The organism is Massilia sp. UYP32, assembly GCF_050434365.1.
GTDB lineage: Bacteria > Pseudomonadota > Gammaproteobacteria > Burkholderiales > Burkholderiaceae_D > Telluria > Telluria timonae.
On the sequence record NZ_JBNDIK010000026.1, the window covers coordinates 16,775 to 29,979 of the forward strand.

23 protein-coding genes are annotated in these 13,205 nt (G+C 60.5%); all 23 read left to right on the top strand.

Annotated elements, in window-relative coordinates; all coding sequences use genetic code 11:
• Positions 1 to 2 precede the first annotated feature (2 nt).
• The 23 genes from rpsC to dsbD all read left to right on the top strand — a co-directional run bounded on the left by rpsC (position 3) and on the right by dsbD (position 13,185).
• Positions 3 to 800, top strand: coding sequence for a 30S ribosomal protein S3 (rpsC, locus tag ABIB42_RS19820; RefSeq protein WP_005663458.1), 798 nt, complete (start codon positions 3 to 5; stop codon positions 798 to 800).
• A 2-nt stretch (positions 801 to 802) separates the two neighbouring features.
• Positions 803 to 1,222, top strand: a complete 420-nt coding sequence (rplP, locus tag ABIB42_RS19825; protein ID WP_005663456.1) for a 50S ribosomal protein L16 — start codon at positions 803 to 805, stop codon at positions 1,220 to 1,222.
• A 12-nt stretch (positions 1,223 to 1,234) separates the two neighbouring features.
• Entirely contained in the window at positions 1,235 to 1,426 is a 192-nt protein-coding gene (gene rpmC, locus ABIB42_RS19830; protein ID WP_005663455.1) for a 50S ribosomal protein L29, read from the top strand.
• Complete coding sequence (rpsQ, locus tag ABIB42_RS19835) at positions 1,423 to 1,695, top strand: 30S ribosomal protein S17 (RefSeq protein ID WP_005663453.1); 273 nt, start codon at positions 1,423 to 1,425, stop codon at positions 1,693 to 1,695. Before rpmC ends, rpsQ begins: the two co-directional genes overlap by 4 nt.
• Positions 1,696 to 1,933: 238 nt before the next feature.
• The gene (gene rplN, locus ABIB42_RS19840) at positions 1,934 to 2,302 is read left to right on the top strand and encodes a 50S ribosomal protein L14 (RefSeq protein WP_005663451.1); all 369 of its coding nucleotides are present in this window, start codon (positions 1,934 to 1,936) and stop codon (positions 2,300 to 2,302) included.
• Positions 2,303 to 2,311: 9 nt separating this feature from the next.
• On the top strand, positions 2,312 to 2,626 hold the full coding sequence (rplX, locus tag ABIB42_RS19845; protein WP_005663448.1) for a 50S ribosomal protein L24: 315 nt from the start codon (positions 2,312 to 2,314) through the stop codon (positions 2,624 to 2,626).
• Between the two features lie 6 nt (positions 2,627 to 2,632).
• Positions 2,633 to 3,172, top strand: coding sequence for a 50S ribosomal protein L5 (rplE, locus tag ABIB42_RS19850; protein WP_005663447.1), 540 nt, complete (start codon positions 2,633 to 2,635; stop codon positions 3,170 to 3,172).
• A gap of 4 nt (positions 3,173 to 3,176) precedes the next feature.
• On the top strand, positions 3,177 to 3,482 hold the full coding sequence (rpsN, locus tag ABIB42_RS19855) for a 30S ribosomal protein S14 (protein ID WP_005663444.1): 306 nt from the start codon (positions 3,177 to 3,179) through the stop codon (positions 3,480 to 3,482).
• 14 nt (positions 3,483 to 3,496) lie between these two features.
• Positions 3,497 to 3,892, top strand: a complete 396-nt coding sequence (gene rpsH / locus ABIB42_RS19860; RefSeq protein WP_005663442.1) for a 30S ribosomal protein S8 — start codon at positions 3,497 to 3,499, stop codon at positions 3,890 to 3,892.
• A 10-nt stretch (positions 3,893 to 3,902) separates the two neighbouring features.
• Positions 3,903 to 4,436 (top strand): 50S ribosomal protein L6, encoded by a 534-nt coding sequence (gene rplF / locus ABIB42_RS19865; protein WP_005663440.1) that lies wholly within the window; start codon positions 3,903 to 3,905, stop codon positions 4,434 to 4,436.
• 11 nt (positions 4,437 to 4,447) lie between these two features.
• On the top strand, positions 4,448 to 4,810 hold the full coding sequence (gene rplR / locus ABIB42_RS19870; protein WP_005663438.1) for a 50S ribosomal protein L18: 363 nt from the start codon (positions 4,448 to 4,450) through the stop codon (positions 4,808 to 4,810).
• A 12-nt stretch (positions 4,811 to 4,822) separates the two neighbouring features.
• Positions 4,823 to 5,341 (top strand): 30S ribosomal protein S5, encoded by a 519-nt coding sequence (gene rpsE / locus ABIB42_RS19875; RefSeq protein WP_005663437.1) that lies wholly within the window; start codon positions 4,823 to 4,825, stop codon positions 5,339 to 5,341.
• Between the two features lie 11 nt (positions 5,342 to 5,352).
• A complete protein-coding gene (gene rpmD / locus ABIB42_RS19880) occupies positions 5,353 to 5,532 on the top strand; it encodes a 50S ribosomal protein L30 (protein WP_005663436.1) in 180 nt (59 codons plus the stop codon).
• Positions 5,533 to 5,560: 28 nt separating this feature from the next.
• Positions 5,561 to 5,992 (top strand): 50S ribosomal protein L15, encoded by a 432-nt coding sequence (rplO, locus tag ABIB42_RS19885; RefSeq protein ID WP_005663434.1) that lies wholly within the window; start codon positions 5,561 to 5,563, stop codon positions 5,990 to 5,992.
• 28 nt (positions 5,993 to 6,020) lie between these two features.
• Complete coding sequence (gene secY / locus ABIB42_RS19890) at positions 6,021 to 7,355, top strand: preprotein translocase subunit SecY (RefSeq protein WP_005663430.1); 1,335 nt, start codon at positions 6,021 to 6,023, stop codon at positions 7,353 to 7,355.
• Between the two features lie 21 nt (positions 7,356 to 7,376).
• Complete coding sequence (gene infA, locus ABIB42_RS19895) at positions 7,377 to 7,595, top strand: translation initiation factor IF-1 (protein WP_005663428.1); 219 nt, start codon at positions 7,377 to 7,379, stop codon at positions 7,593 to 7,595.
• A gap of 37 nt (positions 7,596 to 7,632) precedes the next feature.
• Positions 7,633 to 7,746 (top strand): 50S ribosomal protein L36, encoded by a 114-nt coding sequence (rpmJ, locus tag ABIB42_RS19900; RefSeq protein ID WP_005663407.1) that lies wholly within the window; start codon positions 7,633 to 7,635, stop codon positions 7,744 to 7,746.
• A gap of 14 nt (positions 7,747 to 7,760) precedes the next feature.
• A complete protein-coding gene (gene rpsM, locus ABIB42_RS19905) occupies positions 7,761 to 8,126 on the top strand; it encodes a 30S ribosomal protein S13 (RefSeq protein ID WP_005663405.1) in 366 nt (121 codons plus the stop codon).
• Positions 8,127 to 8,140: 14 nt separating this feature from the next.
• Complete coding sequence (gene rpsK / locus ABIB42_RS19910; protein ID WP_005663404.1) at positions 8,141 to 8,545, top strand: 30S ribosomal protein S11; 405 nt, start codon at positions 8,141 to 8,143, stop codon at positions 8,543 to 8,545.
• Positions 8,546 to 8,805: 260 nt separating this feature from the next.
• A complete protein-coding gene (gene rpsD, locus ABIB42_RS19915) occupies positions 8,806 to 9,429 on the top strand; it encodes a 30S ribosomal protein S4 (RefSeq protein ID WP_005663403.1) in 624 nt (207 codons plus the stop codon).
• A gap of 302 nt (positions 9,430 to 9,731) precedes the next feature.
• Complete coding sequence (locus ABIB42_RS19920) at positions 9,732 to 10,709, top strand: DNA-directed RNA polymerase subunit alpha (protein ID WP_005663401.1); 978 nt, start codon at positions 9,732 to 9,734, stop codon at positions 10,707 to 10,709.
• Between the two features lie 129 nt (positions 10,710 to 10,838).
• The gene (rplQ, locus tag ABIB42_RS19925) at positions 10,839 to 11,234 is read left to right on the top strand and encodes a 50S ribosomal protein L17 (RefSeq protein WP_005663400.1); all 396 of its coding nucleotides are present in this window, start codon (positions 10,839 to 10,841) and stop codon (positions 11,232 to 11,234) included.
• Positions 11,235 to 11,361: 127 nt separating this feature from the next.
• Positions 11,362 to 13,185, top strand: a complete 1,824-nt coding sequence (dsbD, locus tag ABIB42_RS19930) for a protein-disulfide reductase DsbD (protein WP_005663398.1) — start codon at positions 11,362 to 11,364, stop codon at positions 13,183 to 13,185.
• Positions 13,186 to 13,205 lie beyond the last annotated feature (20 nt).

The following is a 13,205-nucleotide window of genomic DNA, read 5'->3' on the forward strand; positions in this document are numbered from 1 at the left end:
CGATGGGTCAGAAAATCCACCCAACCGGCTTCCGCCTGGCGGTCACCCGTAACTGGGCATCGCGCTGGTACGCTGGCAACGGCAATTTCGCCGACATGCTGAAGGAAGACCTGGAAGCACGCGCTTTCCTGAAGAAGAAGCTGAAGAACGCTTCGGTCGGCCGCATCGTCATCGAGCGTCCTGCCAAGAACGCACGCTTCACCATTTACTCGTCGCGTCCTGGTGTCGTGATCGGTAAAAAAGGCGAAGACATCGAAGTGCTGAAGTCGTCGCTGACGAAGATCATGGGCGTGCCTGTGCACGTCAATATCGAAGAGATCCGCAAGCCGGAAATCGATTCGCAGCTGATCGCCGATTCGATCTCGCAGCAGCTCGAAAAGCGCATCATGTTCCGCCGCGCCATGAAGCGCGCCATGCAGAACGCCATGCGCCTGGGCGCCGTCGGCATCAAGATCATGTCGTCGGGCCGCCTGAACGGCATCGAAATCGCACGTACCGAATGGTACCGCGAAGGCCGTGTGCCTCTGCACACCCTGCGCGCCGATATCGACTACGGCACCAGCGAAGCATCGACCACCTACGGCATCATCGGCGTCAAGGTCTGGGTCTACAAGGGCGACCGCTCCCCAACGGGCGAAGCACCTGTGATCGACACCCCGCCGGACGAGAAGAAGCCACGCGGCCCACGTCGTGACGACGGCAAGCCAGGCAGCCGTCCACGTCCAGGCGCGAAGCCAGGTGCCGCTCCAGCGGGCCGCCGCGCCGCTGCCAAGCCGGCAGCTGAGAAAGCAGGAGAATAAGCATGCTGCAGCCATCGCGCAGGAAATATCGTAAAGAGCAGAAAGGCCGTAACACCGGCATTTCGCACACCCGCGGCACCGCTGTGTCGTTCGGCGAATTCGGCCTGAAGGCAGTTGCCCGCGGCCGTATCACCGCACGCCAGATCGAAGCGGCTCGTCGTGCCATGACCCGTCACATCAAGCGTGGCGGTCGTATCTGGATCCGTATCTTCCCGGACAAGCCGATTTCGAACAAGCCGGCCGAAGTCCGTATGGGTAACGGTAAGGGTAACCCGGAGTACTACGTCGCTGAAATCCAGCCAGGCAAAGTCCTGTACGAGATGGACGGCGTCGCTGAAGAACTGGCGCGCGAAGCGTTCCGCCTGGCCGCTGCCAAACTGCCACTGGCTACCACCTTCGTGGTGCGCCAAGTTGGCCAATAACAGGAGTTGAATATGAAAGCATCGGAACTCCGCGGCAAAGACCAGGAAGCGCTGCAGAAGGAGCTGAACGAGCTGCTGAAGGCCCAGTTCGGTCTGCGCATGCAAGTCGCTACCCAGCAGCTCGGTAACACCGCGCAGCTCAAGAAAGTACGTCGCGATATCGCGCGTGTGAAGACTGTGATGAACCAGAAGGAAGCCAAATGAACGACACCACTAAAACGGCGCTGAAGCGTACGCTGGTCGGCAAAGTCGTGTCCGACAAAATGGACAAGACGGTGACCGTGCTGATCGAACGTCACGTCAAGCACCCGCTGTACGGCAAGATCATCGTGCGCTCGAACAAGTATCACGCGCACGACGAAGCGAACGAAGCGAAAATCGGTGACACCGTCGAGATCGCAGAAGGTCGCCCGATCTCGAAGACGAAAGCGTGGACTGTGACCAAAGTGTTGCAAGTCGCACAGGTACTGTAAGTATCTAGAAAATTTGTCTTGCGTGGCCCGCTGGTATCTGAGATACTAGCGGGCTTCGTTCATGTGTTGCCGCAGTTTGTCCCCTCGGCAAGTGCGGCCTGTAACGAATGCGTTATTGGAAAGTCCAATCACCCAATCGTGGTGCTCCAGCAGGGGCGGCACGGCGGGACCAAGACTGACCGCAGGCCCATGGGTTTCCGTGGGGTTTTCTACGGCTTAAGTTGGGAAAGAAAATACTATGATTCAAACCGAAAGCCGGCTCGAAGTAGCCGACAACACCGGTGCCAAGGAAGTTCTGTGCATCAAGGTGTTGGGCGGCTCGAAGCGCCGTTACGCGAGCATTGGCGACATCATCAAGGTCACCGTGAAAGTCGCTGCCCCACGTGGTCGCGTCAAAAAGGGTGAAATTTACAATGCCGTGGTTGTGCGTACCGCTAAAGGTGTGCGCCGCCAGGATGGTTCCCTGGTCAAGTTCGACGGCAATGCCGCTGTCCTGCTGAACGCCAAGCTGGAGCCGATCGGTACCCGTATCTTCGGACCGGTGACGCGCGAGCTGCGTACCGAGAAGTTCATGAAGATCGTGTCGCTGGCACCTGAAGTTCTGTAAGGATTCGACATGGATAAGATTCGTAAAAACGACGAAGTCATCGTTCTGACCGGTAAGGACAAGGGCAAGCGTGGCGTCGTTCAGAAGCGTGTAGACGCTGAACACGTCATCGTCGAAGGCGTCAACGTCGCTAAGAAAGCGACCAAGCCGAACCCGATGACCGGTGTTACTGGTGGTATCGTCGACAAGACTATGCCGATTCACGTGTCGAACGTCGCGCTGTTCAACGCTGCGACCGGCAAGGCAGATCGCGTTGGCTTCAAAGACCAGGACGGCAAGAAAGTCCGCGTCTTCAAGTCGAACGGCGAAGTAGTGAAAGGGTAATAAGAAATGGCCCGTCTCCAAGCAATTTACAAAGACAAAGTCGTCGCCGAACTGACCGAAAAATTCGGTTACAAGTCGGTGATGGAAGTGCCGCGCCTGACCAAGATCACCCTGAACATGGGTCTGTCGGAAGCAGTCGCCGACAAGAAGATCATCGAGCACGCTACCGGCGACCTGACCAAGATCGCTGGCCAGAAGCCAGTCGTGACCAAGGCTCGCAAGGCAATCGCAGGTTTCAAGATCCGCGAAGGCTACCCGATCGGCACGATGGTGACCCTGCGCGGCGCCCGCATGTACGAATTCCTGGACCGTTTCATCACCGTGGCCCTGCCGCGCGTGCGTGACTTCCGTGGCGTGAGCGGCAAATCGTTCGATGGCCGCGGCAACTACAACATCGGTGTCAAAGAGCAGATCATCTTCCCAGAGATCGACTACGACAAGATCGATGCGCTGCGTGGCATGAACATCTCGATCACCACGACCGCTAAGACCGACGAAGAAGCCAAAGCGCTGCTCGCCGCCTTCAAATTCCCGTTCAGGAACTAAGAGCATGGCAAAACTTGCACTGATTAACCGCGAACAGAAGCGTGCAGACCTGGTGGAGAAATTCGCCGCGAAGCGTGCCGCTCTGAAAGCAATCATCGACGACCAGTCGAAGTCGGAAGAAGAACGTTACGAAGCGCGCCTGAAGCTGCAGGCTCTGCCGCGCAACTCGGCCCCGACCCGCCAGCGTAACCGCTGCGCCATGACCGGCCGTCCACGTGGCACTTTCCGTAAATTCGGTCTGGCCCGTACCAAACTCCGCGAATTCGCCATGAAGGGCGAAATTCCGGGTATGACCAAAGCTAGCTGGTAATAGGAGAATAAGCAATGAGTATGAGCGATCCTATCGCCGATATGCTGACCCGCATTCGCAACGCACAAGTTGTTCAGAAAACCTCGGTCGCAATGCCGTCGTCGAAAGTCAAGGTTGCCATTGCCAACGTCCTGAAGGACGAGGGTTACATTGAAGATTTCGCAGTGTCGTCCGAAGGCGGCAAAGCGGAACTGAAAATCGGTTTGAAGTATTACACCGGCCGTCCGGTCATCGAGCGCCTCGAGCGCGTTTCCCGTCCTGGCCTGCGTATCTACAAGGGCAAAGACGAGATCCCAACCGTCATGAACGGCCTGGGCGTGGCTATCGTCTCGACCCCGCAAGGCGTCATGACTGACCGCAAAGCACGTGCTACCGGCGTCGGTGGCGAAGTGATTTGCTACGTGGCTTAAGGAGTAGACGATGTCTCGAGTAGCTAAGATGCCAATCGCCGTCCCTGCCGGTGCCGAAGTCGCGATCAACGCGTCGTCGATCACCGTCAAGGGCCCGCTGGGCACCCTGACCCAAGCCCTGAACGGCCTGGTCAAAGTGGAAAACAACAATGGCACGCTGACCTTCGACGTGATCGACGAGTCGCGTGAATCGAACGCCATGTCGGGCACCCTGCGCGCCCTGGTCAACAACATGGTCACCGGCGTCACCAAGGGCTTCGAGAAGAAGCTGAACCTGGTCGGCGTGGGCTACAAGGCAGCAGTGCAGGGCAACGCCCTGAACCTGTCGCTGGGCTTCTCGCACCCGGTCCTGCACGCGATGCCTGAAGGCGTCACCGCAGTGACCCCGACCCCGACCGAAATCGTGATCAAGGGTATCGATCGCCAGAAGGTTGGCCAGGTTGCCGCCGAAGTTCGCGCTTACCGCGCTCCTGAGCCTTACAAGGGCAAGGGCGTCCGTTATTCGGACGAAGTGGTCAAGCTTAAAGAAACCAAGAAGAAATAATCGGAGCAGACATGGACAAGAAACAATCCCGTCTGCGTCGTGGCCGTCAGACCCGCATCAAGATCGCCCAGCTGGGCGTGAACCGCCTGTCGGTTCACCGCACCAACCTGCACATCTACGCGAACCTGATCAGCCCGGACGCAAAAGTACTGGTGTCGGCTTCGACCCTGGAAGCGGAAGTGCGCGCCGAACTGGCTGGCAAGACCGGCGCCGGCGGCAACGCTGCTGCAGCCGCTCTGGTTGGCAAGCGCGTCGCAGAAAAAGCACTGAAAGCAGGAATCACCGAAGTTGCGTTCGATCGCTCGGGTTTCCGTTACCACGGCCGTGTGAAGGCGCTGGCGGAAGCCGCGCGCGAAGCCGGTCTGAAGTTCTAAGGAAGAATCGTCATGGCAAAAATGCAAGCGAAAATGGCAAGCGACAAGCCGGATGATGGCATGCGCGAAAAAATGATCGCGATCAACCGCGTGACCAAAGTGGTCAAGGGTGGTCGTATCATGGGTTTTGCAGCGCTGACCGTTGTCGGTGACGGCGATGGCCGCATCGGCATGGGCAAGGGCAAGTCGAAGGAAGTTCCTGTCGGCGTGCAAAAAGCGATGGAAGAAGCCCGCCGCAACCTGATCAAGGTGCCACTCAAGAACGGTACCCTGCACCACACCGTGTCCGGTCGTCACGGCGCCTCGCGCGTCATGATGATGCCAGCCAAGCCTGGTACCGGCGTGATCGCTGGTGGCGCAATGCGCGCTATCTTCGAAGTGATGGGCGTGACCGACGTGGTCGCCAAGTCGACCGGTTCGTCGAATCCTTACAACCTGGTGCGCGCAACCCTCGACGGCCTGTCGAAGATGAGCACCGCGGCTGACATCGCTGCCAAGCGCGGCAAGTCGGTCGAAGACATCGTCGGTTAAGGAGAACTCACATGGCAAACACCGTTAAAGTTCAGCTCGTCAAGGGCCTGATCGGTACCCGTCAAGACCACCGCGCCACCGTGCGTGGCCTGGGCCTGCGTCGCGTCAACTCGGTCTCCGAGCTGCAAGACACCCCAGCCGTGCGTGGCATGATCAACAAAGTCGCGTACCTCGTGAAAGTTGTTTCGTAAGCCCTCGGGTTTGCGAACGGAGAAATCAATGGAACTCAATACCATTCAACCAGCCGAAGGCGCTAAACACGCCAAGCGTCGCGTCGGTCGCGGCATCGGCTCCGGCCTGGGCAAGACCGCCGGCCGTGGTCACAAGGGTCAGAAATCGCGTTCGGGCGGCTTCCACAAAGTCGGCTTCGAAGGCGGTCAGATGCCTCTGCAGCGCCGTCTGCCGAAGCGCGGCTTCAAATCGCTGAACGCGACCTTCAAGGCTGAAGTTCGTCTGTCCGACCTGAACAACCTGGCTGTCGGCGACGTCGACATCCTGGTGCTCAAGCAGGCAGGCATCCTGCCGGTCGTGGCACGCGACGTGCGCGTCATCCTGTCCGGCGAGATCACCAAAGCGGTGAACCTCAAGGGCCTGAAAGCGACCGCTGGCGCGAAAGCAGCGATCGAAGCAGCTGGCGGCTCGGTCGCGTAAAGCGGCCGCTGCCTGATCGGAGCAAAAATTGGCGACTAATTCACAACTTGGTAAAAGCGCCGCTTCCGGATTCCCCTGGGGCCGGCTGTGGTTTTTGCTTGGCGCATTGGTCGTGTACCGCATCGGTGCTCATATCCCGGTTCCCGGGATTGACCCGGTGCAGCTCGCTGCGCTGTTCAAGCAGAACGAGGGCGGCATCCTGGGCATGTTCAACATGTTCTCGGGTGGCGCCTTGTCCCGCTTTACCGTGTTCGCGCTCGGCATCATGCCTTACATTTCGGCTTCGATCATCATGCAGCTTGCATCGATCGTCTCGCCGCAACTCGAGGCGTTGAAGAAAGAGGGCGAGGCCGGCCGCCGCAAGATCACCCAGTACACCCGTTACTTCACGGTGGCACTGGCGTTGTTCCAGGCGTTCGGCATCGCAGTCGCGCTCGAGGCGCAGCCTGGCCTGGTCATCGACCCTGGTCTCGGCTTCCGCTTCGTGACCGTCGTTACCCTCCTGACCGGCACCATGTTCCTCATGTGGCTGGGCGAGCAGATCACCGAGCGTGGTCTTGGCAACGGCATTTCGATCATCATCTTTGCCGGTATCGCAGCAGGTCTGCCTTCGGCCCTGGGCGGCTTGTTCACCCTGGTCTCGAACGGCTCGATCGGCAGCTTCTCGGCCATCCTGATCGTGGTCCTGGTGGCTGCGGTGACGTATGCGGTGGTGTTCGTGGAACGCGGACAGCGCAAGATCCTGGTCAATTACGCCAAGCGTCAAGTCGGCAACAAGATCTACGGTGGCCAAACCAGCCATCTGCCCTTGAAGCTGAACATGGCAGGCGTGATCCCGCCGATCTTCGCTTCGTCGATCATTCTGTTCCCGGCGACGATTGTCGACTGGTTCACGCGCGGCAAGGATTCCAGCGGCCCCGTGATCGGGTTCCTGAAGGATCTGGCGGCGTCGATGGCGCCAGGCGAGCCAATCCACGCGTTGCTGTATGCGGTGGCGATCGTGTTCTTCTGCTTCTTCTACACCGCGCTGGTATTCAACAGCAAGGAGACGGCGGACAACTTGAAGAAGAGCGGCGCGTTTGTTCCGGGCATCCGTCCGGGTGAGCAGACCGCACGCTACATCGACAAGATCCTGATGCGCCTGACCCTGGCCGGTGCAGTCTATATCACCCTGGTGTGCCTGGTGCCGGAGTTCATGACCGCCCAGTGGAAGGTTCCCTTCTACTTCGGTGGCACGTCGCTCCTGATCATCGTGGTGGTGACGATGGACTTCATGGCACAAGTGCAGAATTACGTCATGTCGCAGCAATATGATTCCCTGCTGCGTAAGGCTAACTTCAAGGGTGGAGTTCCTACGCGATAAGCGGGGGAGTGCATAGAGCGAATGGCAAAAGACGACGTCATCCAAATGCAGGGGGAGATTCTGGAAAATCTCCCAAACGCGACGTTCCGCGTGAAGCTGGAAAACGGACATGTGGTCCTGGGGCATATCTCGGGTAAAATGCGGATGAACTATATCCGCATCCTCCCGGGTGACAAGGTGACGGTGGAGTTGACCCCGTACGACCTGTCCCGGGCCCGCATCGTGTTCCGCACCAAGTAAAAACATCATCAAGTAAACGAACCGAAGAGAGTGCAAAATGAAAGTTAACGCTTCAGTCAAGCGGATCTGCCGCAACTGCAAGATCATCAAGCGCAAAGGCGTGGTCCGTGTGATCTGCGTCGAGCCGCGTCACAAGCAGCGTCAAGGTTAATCGAGGAATAACGAATGGCACGTATTGCAGGGGTTAACATCCCAAATCATCAGCACACCGTTATCGGCCTGACGGCTATCTACGGTATTGGCCGTCCGCGTTCGCAGAAGATCTGCGACGCAACCGGTATCGCGACCAACAAGAAGGTCAAGGACCTGGACGATAACGAACTCGAGAAACTGCGCGACGAAGTCGGCAAGTTTGTCGTGGAAGGCGACCTGCGCCGCGAACTGTCCATGAACATCAAGCGTCTGATGGACCTGGGTTGCTACCGCGGCATGCGTCACCGTAAGGGCCTGCCGGTCCGCGGTCAGCGTACCCGCACCAATGCTCGTACCCGTAAAGGTCCGCGCAAGGCAGCTCAATCGCTCAAGAAATAATCTAGGAACCGACCATGGCCAAGCAACAAAGCAGCGCAGCAGCAGCACGCGTGCGCAAGAAAGTGAAGAAGAACGTTGCCGAGGGCATCGCCCACGTGCACGCCTCGTTCAACAACACGATCATCACCATCACCGACCGTCAGGGCAATGCTCTGTCGTGGGCAACCTCCGGCGGCGCCGGCTTCAAGGGTTCGCGCAAATCGACCCCGTTCGCGGCTCAGGTCGCTGCCGAAGCTGCAGGCAAGGTCGCTCAGGAATCGGGCGTGAAGAACCTGGAAGTGCGCATCAAGGGCCCAGGCCCAGGCCGTGAATCGGCTGTGCGCGCTCTGAACAACCTCGGCATCAAGATCACCGAGATCCAGGACGTCACCCCAGTTCCACACAACGGCTGCCGTCCGCCGAAGCGTCGCCGTATCTAAGACCTCGGGAAGGGTGGTTCGCCGCCCGATCCGTGTCTTGAACACGACGCACGGGGCGCGCGCCCCGTTGTGTTTAAAAGATCGCCGGTGCAGTTGCCCAGAAATGGGTTATACTGCCCGGCTCTTGTCGCCTGCCATCTTGATGGCGGGCGCTGTTGTAAGCCACGTCCGGCCTGAGTTGCTATCAACTGCAGAGCTGGACTAGCGCCTGGGTGCATGTGCATCGCTGGGGCGTGATCAAATATTAAAGGAAATCTAACGTGGCACGTTATATCGGACCAAAAGCAAAACTGTCGCGCCGTGAAGGCACCGACCTGTTCCTGAAGAGCGCACGTCGCTCGCTCGATTCGAAGTGCAAACTGGACGTCAAGCCAGGCCAGCACGGCGTCAAGTCGGGTGCCCGCACCTCGGACTACGGCAACCAGCTGCGCGAAAAGCAGAAGGTCAAGCGTATCTACGGTGTGCTGGAACGTCAGTTCCGCCGCTACTTCGCTGAAGCGAACCGTCGCAAGGGCAACACCGGCGAAACCCTGCTGAAGCTGCTGGAATCGCGCCTGGACAACGTCGCTTACCGCATGGGCTTCGGCTCGACCCGCGCCGAAGCACGCCAGCTGGTGAGCCACAAGGCCTTCACCGTGAACGGCAACGTCGTGAACATCGCTTCGTACCAGGTCAAGACCGGCGACGTCATCGCTGTTCGTGAAAAAGCCAAGAAGCAAGTGCGTATCGCTGAAGCGCTGTCGCTGGCCGAACAAGTCGGTTTCCCGAGCTGGGTCTCGGTCGACGCGAAGAAGCTGGAAGGCACCTTCCGTTCGTTCCCAGAGCGTAACGAAATCGCTGCCGACGTCAACGAAGCGCTGATCGTCGAACTGTACTCGCGTTAACGACTGCGACAGGGACGGCTGCAAGCCGGCTCTTGGGCAGTCGTCCCCGCGCAGGCGGGGATCCCAGTTTTGCTTCCGAAGTCGCAGAACTTGGGTTCCCGCCTACGCGGGAACGACGTGGTGGTGGTGCGGGCGCAGCGACCTCGGGTCGGCACCCACAGCGAATCGGATGCACATCTTTCCAGTTCCTATCATCGCGTCGCACAGAATTGTTTTACCCGCCTGCCTTTGCGCAGGCGTTCTCTTTAAAGCCATCAGCCTTATCGGTGTAACGAGCCGAGGGTATTGAAAAGGACTCATTCATGCAAAATAGTTTGTTGAAGCCACGTATCATCGACGTCGAAGCACTGGGCGCCGGCCACGCGAAAGTCGTGATGGAGCCGTTCGAGCGTGGCTATGGCCACACCCTCGGCAACGCACTGCGTCGCGTCCTGCTGTCGTCGATGGTGGGCTATGCGCCGACCGAAGTGACGATCGCTGGTGTCGTGCATGAATACTCGTCGCTGGATGGCGTGCAGGAAGACGTCGTCGACCTGCTGCTGAACCTGAAGGGCGTGGTCTTCAAGGTCCACAACCGCGATTCCGTCACCCTGACCCTGAAGAAGGAAGGCGAAGGCGCCGTCCTGGCTTCGGACATCGACCTGCCGCACGACGTCGAACTGATCAACCCTGACCACGTCATCGCCCACCTGACCGCAGGCGGCAAGCTGGACATGCAGATCAAGGTCGAAAAGGGCCGCGGCTACGTGCCGGGCAACGTCCGTCGCCTGTCGGAAGACACCAACAAGACCATCGGCCGCATCATCCTGGACGCCTCGTTCTCGCCAGTGCGCCGCGTGTCGTACGCCGTGGAATCGGCCCGTGTCGAACAGCGTACCGACCTGGACAAGCTGATCATCAACATCGAGACCAACGGCGTCATCACCCCGGAAGAAGCGATCCGCCAGTCGGCGCGCGTGCTGGTCGACCAGCTGAACGTGTTCGCCGCCCTGGAAGGCACCGAAGCCGCCGCCGAAGCGCCATCGCGCGCGCCGCTGGTCGATCCGATCCTGCTGCGCCCGGTCGACGACCTGGAACTGACCGTCCGTTCTGCCAACTGCCTGAAAGCGGAAAACATCTACTACATCGGCGACCTGATCCAGCGTTCGGAAAACGAACTGCTCAAGACGCCGAACCTGGGCCGCAAGTCGCTCAACGAAATCAAGGAAGTCCTTGCTTCGCGTGGCCTGACCCTGGGCATGAAACTCGAGAACTGGCCACCAGCCGGCCTCGAGAAGTAATCCAGAAGTTTTGCAGTACCCCCACCCGGGCACAGTGTTCGGGCGGATTCAACCTTGAACCGGTCCGCGGTCATGCGCAAGCCTGAACGATCGAAGAACTGGATTTAGAAAACACCGAAAGGAAATACCATGCGTCACCGTCACGGCCTTCGTAAACTGAACCGTACCTCGTCCCACCGTCTGGCAATGCTGCGCAACATGACCGTTTCGCTGCTGCGTCACGAAGCCATCAAGACCACCGTCCCGAAAGCCAAGGAACTGCGTCGCGTCATCGAACCGATCCTGACCCTGGGCAAGACCGACACCCTGGCAAACAAGCGCCTGGCCTTCGCTCGCCTGCGCGACCGCGAAATGGTCCAGAAACTGTTCGCTGAACTGGGTCCTCGCTACGCAAACCGCAACGGCGGCTACCTGCGTATCCTGAAGATGGGCTTCCGCGTTGGCGACAATGCACCAATGGCTTACGTCGAACTGCTGGACCGTCCAGAAGTCACTTCGGCTGAAGAAGCACCGACCGCCGAGTAATCGACTGTCGACTTGAAAAGACCAGGCCTCGCGCCTGGTTTTTTTTCGCCCGTGCCAAGGATGAGTTCCGGCGCGAAGCGGGCAAGCGGTGTACCATGCCCGGTGCAGTAACTTTCCACGAGATACCATGGTTCGATTTTCCGCCCGCCGCCTGCTGCAGGCCTGCCTGACGCTGTTCGCCGTCCTTTCCCTGTTCACCGCGCTGCCCGCCCGCGCCGGGCAGGACTTCCTCGATCCCGCCGTCGCCTTCCGTTTTGATGCGCGCATGGCCGACCCGCAGACCGCCGAGATCACCTACGTCATCGCGCCCGCCTACTACATGTACCGCGAGCGCTTCGCCTTCAAGGCCAGCGGCGCCGGCGTCACGCTGGGCGAGCCGCAGGTCCCGCAGGGCAAGGTGAAGTACGACCCGACCTTCGAGAAGGATCTCGAGACCCATACCGGCACCCTGACGATCCGGATTCCGGTCGAGGGCACCGGCCCGTTCACCCTGACGGCCACCAGCCAGGGCTGCGCCGACGCCGGCCTGTGCTATCCGCCGCAGGAGCACAGCGTGAATCTCGGCGCCGGCGGCGCGCAGCCCGCGTCCGGCCTGCCGATCGGCGGTGGCGCGGCCCAGGGCGGCATGTCGACGCCGGCGTCCGCGCCGCTCGCCGCTACGCCGACAGCGGCGCCCGCCGCGCCGCAATCGGACCTCTCGACCATCGCCGGCATCCTCGGCGGCGGCAGCCTGCTGGCCATCGTGCCGGCCTTCATCCTGCTCGGCCTGGGCCTGGCGTTCACCCCGTGCGTGCTGCCGATGGTGCCGATCCTGTCCTCGATCATCGTGGGCGAGGGCAGGCACGTGAGCCGTTCGCGCGGCTTCGTGCTGTCGCTGGCGTATGCGCTGGGCATGGCGATCGTCTACACCCTGCTCGGCATCGCCGCCGGGCTGGCTGGCGAAGGCCTGGCCGCCGCGCTGCAGAATCCCTGGGTGCTGGGCGCCTTCGCGCTGCTGATCGTGGCCATGTCGCTGTCGATGTTCGGTTTCTATCAGTTACAACTCCCTAACACCTTGCAGACCCGTTTGACGCAGGCATCCAACAGCCAGCAGGGCGGCAAGCTGCTCGGGGTGTTCGTCATGGGCGCCATTTCGGCCCTGATCGTGGGCCCCTGCGTGGCGGCGCCGCTGGCCGGCGCCCTGGTCTACATCAGCCAGACGCGCGACGTCTTCATCGGCGGCGCGGCGCTGTTCTCGATGGCGGTGGGGATGAGCATCCCGCTGCTGCTGGTGGGACTGTCGGCCGGCTCGCTGCTGCCGCGCGTCGGGCCGTGGATGGAATCGGTGAAGCGCCTGTTCGGCGTGCTGATGCTGGCGATGGCGATCTGGCTGGTGTCGCCGGTGCTCCCGGGCCTGGCCCAGATGCTGCTGTGGGCGGCGCTGCTGCTGGGGTATGGCTTCTATCTGTTGCGCCATACCCGTCACTGGGCGGCGCTGGCCTTCGGCGCGGCGTTCGCGGTGCTGGGGGCGACCCAGCTGGTCGGCCTCGCCAGCGGCGGGCGCGACGCCTGGGCGCCGCTGGCGCACCTCGGCGGCGCGCCGCAGAACCACGGCCTGGCGTTCACCCGCATCAAGACCGTGGACCAGCTCGACGCCGCGCTGGCCGCCAACGCCGGCAAGACCGTGATGCTCGATTTTTATGCAGACTGGTGCGTGTCGTGCAAGGAGATGGAAAAGTTCACCTTCGTCGACCCGGCCGTGCAGCAAAAGCTGGCCGACACGGTGCTGCTGCAGGTGGACGTGACGGCCAACGATGCCGACGACAAGGCCATGCTCAAGCGCTTCGGCCTGTTCGGACCGCCGGGCATCATCCTGTTCGATGGACAGGGGAAGGAAATCGCGGACAGCCGGGTGATCGGCTTCCAGAATGCGGAGAAGTTCCTGGCCTCGCTGCAGCGGCTGCAGCGGTAAGGTTGGCGGCGTCGCCGCCA

Bases quoted from the DNA above. Each gene is read 5' to 3' on its own strand.
- rpsC (WP_005663458.1), top strand. From the start codon at position 3: ATGGGTCAGAAAATCCACCCAACCGGCTTCCGCCTGGCGGTCACCCGT.
- rplP (WP_005663456.1), top strand. From the start codon at position 803: ATGCTGCAGCCATCGCGCAGGAAATATCGTAAAGAGCAGAAAGGCCGT.
- rpmC (WP_005663455.1), top strand. From the start codon at position 1,235: ATGAAAGCATCGGAACTCCGCGGCAAAGACCAGGAAGCGCTGCAGAAG.
- rpsQ (WP_005663453.1), top strand. From the start codon at position 1,423: ATGAACGACACCACTAAAACGGCGCTGAAGCGTACGCTGGTCGGCAAA.
- rplN (WP_005663451.1), top strand. From the start codon at position 1,934: ATGATTCAAACCGAAAGCCGGCTCGAAGTAGCCGACAACACCGGTGCC.
- rplX (WP_005663448.1), top strand. From the start codon at position 2,312: ATGGATAAGATTCGTAAAAACGACGAAGTCATCGTTCTGACCGGTAAG.
- rplE (WP_005663447.1), top strand. From the start codon at position 2,633: ATGGCCCGTCTCCAAGCAATTTACAAAGACAAAGTCGTCGCCGAACTG.
- rpsN (WP_005663444.1), top strand. From the start codon at position 3,177: ATGGCAAAACTTGCACTGATTAACCGCGAACAGAAGCGTGCAGACCTG.
- rpsH (WP_005663442.1), top strand. From the start codon at position 3,497: ATGAGTATGAGCGATCCTATCGCCGATATGCTGACCCGCATTCGCAAC.
- rplF (WP_005663440.1), top strand. From the start codon at position 3,903: ATGTCTCGAGTAGCTAAGATGCCAATCGCCGTCCCTGCCGGTGCCGAA.
- rplR (WP_005663438.1), top strand. From the start codon at position 4,448: ATGGACAAGAAACAATCCCGTCTGCGTCGTGGCCGTCAGACCCGCATC.
- rpsE (WP_005663437.1), top strand. From the start codon at position 4,823: ATGGCAAAAATGCAAGCGAAAATGGCAAGCGACAAGCCGGATGATGGC.
- rpmD (WP_005663436.1), top strand. From the start codon at position 5,353: ATGGCAAACACCGTTAAAGTTCAGCTCGTCAAGGGCCTGATCGGTACC.
- rplO (WP_005663434.1), top strand. From the start codon at position 5,561: ATGGAACTCAATACCATTCAACCAGCCGAAGGCGCTAAACACGCCAAG.
- infA (WP_005663428.1), top strand. From the start codon at position 7,377: ATGGCAAAAGACGACGTCATCCAAATGCAGGGGGAGATTCTGGAAAAT.
- rpmJ (WP_005663407.1), top strand. From the start codon at position 7,633: ATGAAAGTTAACGCTTCAGTCAAGCGGATCTGCCGCAACTGCAAGATC.
- rpsM (WP_005663405.1), top strand. From the start codon at position 7,761: ATGGCACGTATTGCAGGGGTTAACATCCCAAATCATCAGCACACCGTT.
- rpsK (WP_005663404.1), top strand. From the start codon at position 8,141: ATGGCCAAGCAACAAAGCAGCGCAGCAGCAGCACGCGTGCGCAAGAAA.
- ABIB42_RS19920 (WP_005663401.1), top strand. From the start codon at position 9,732: ATGCAAAATAGTTTGTTGAAGCCACGTATCATCGACGTCGAAGCACTG.
- rplQ (WP_005663400.1), top strand. From the start codon at position 10,839: ATGCGTCACCGTCACGGCCTTCGTAAACTGAACCGTACCTCGTCCCAC.
- dsbD (WP_005663398.1), top strand. From the start codon at position 11,362: ATGGTTCGATTTTCCGCCCGCCGCCTGCTGCAGGCCTGCCTGACGCTG.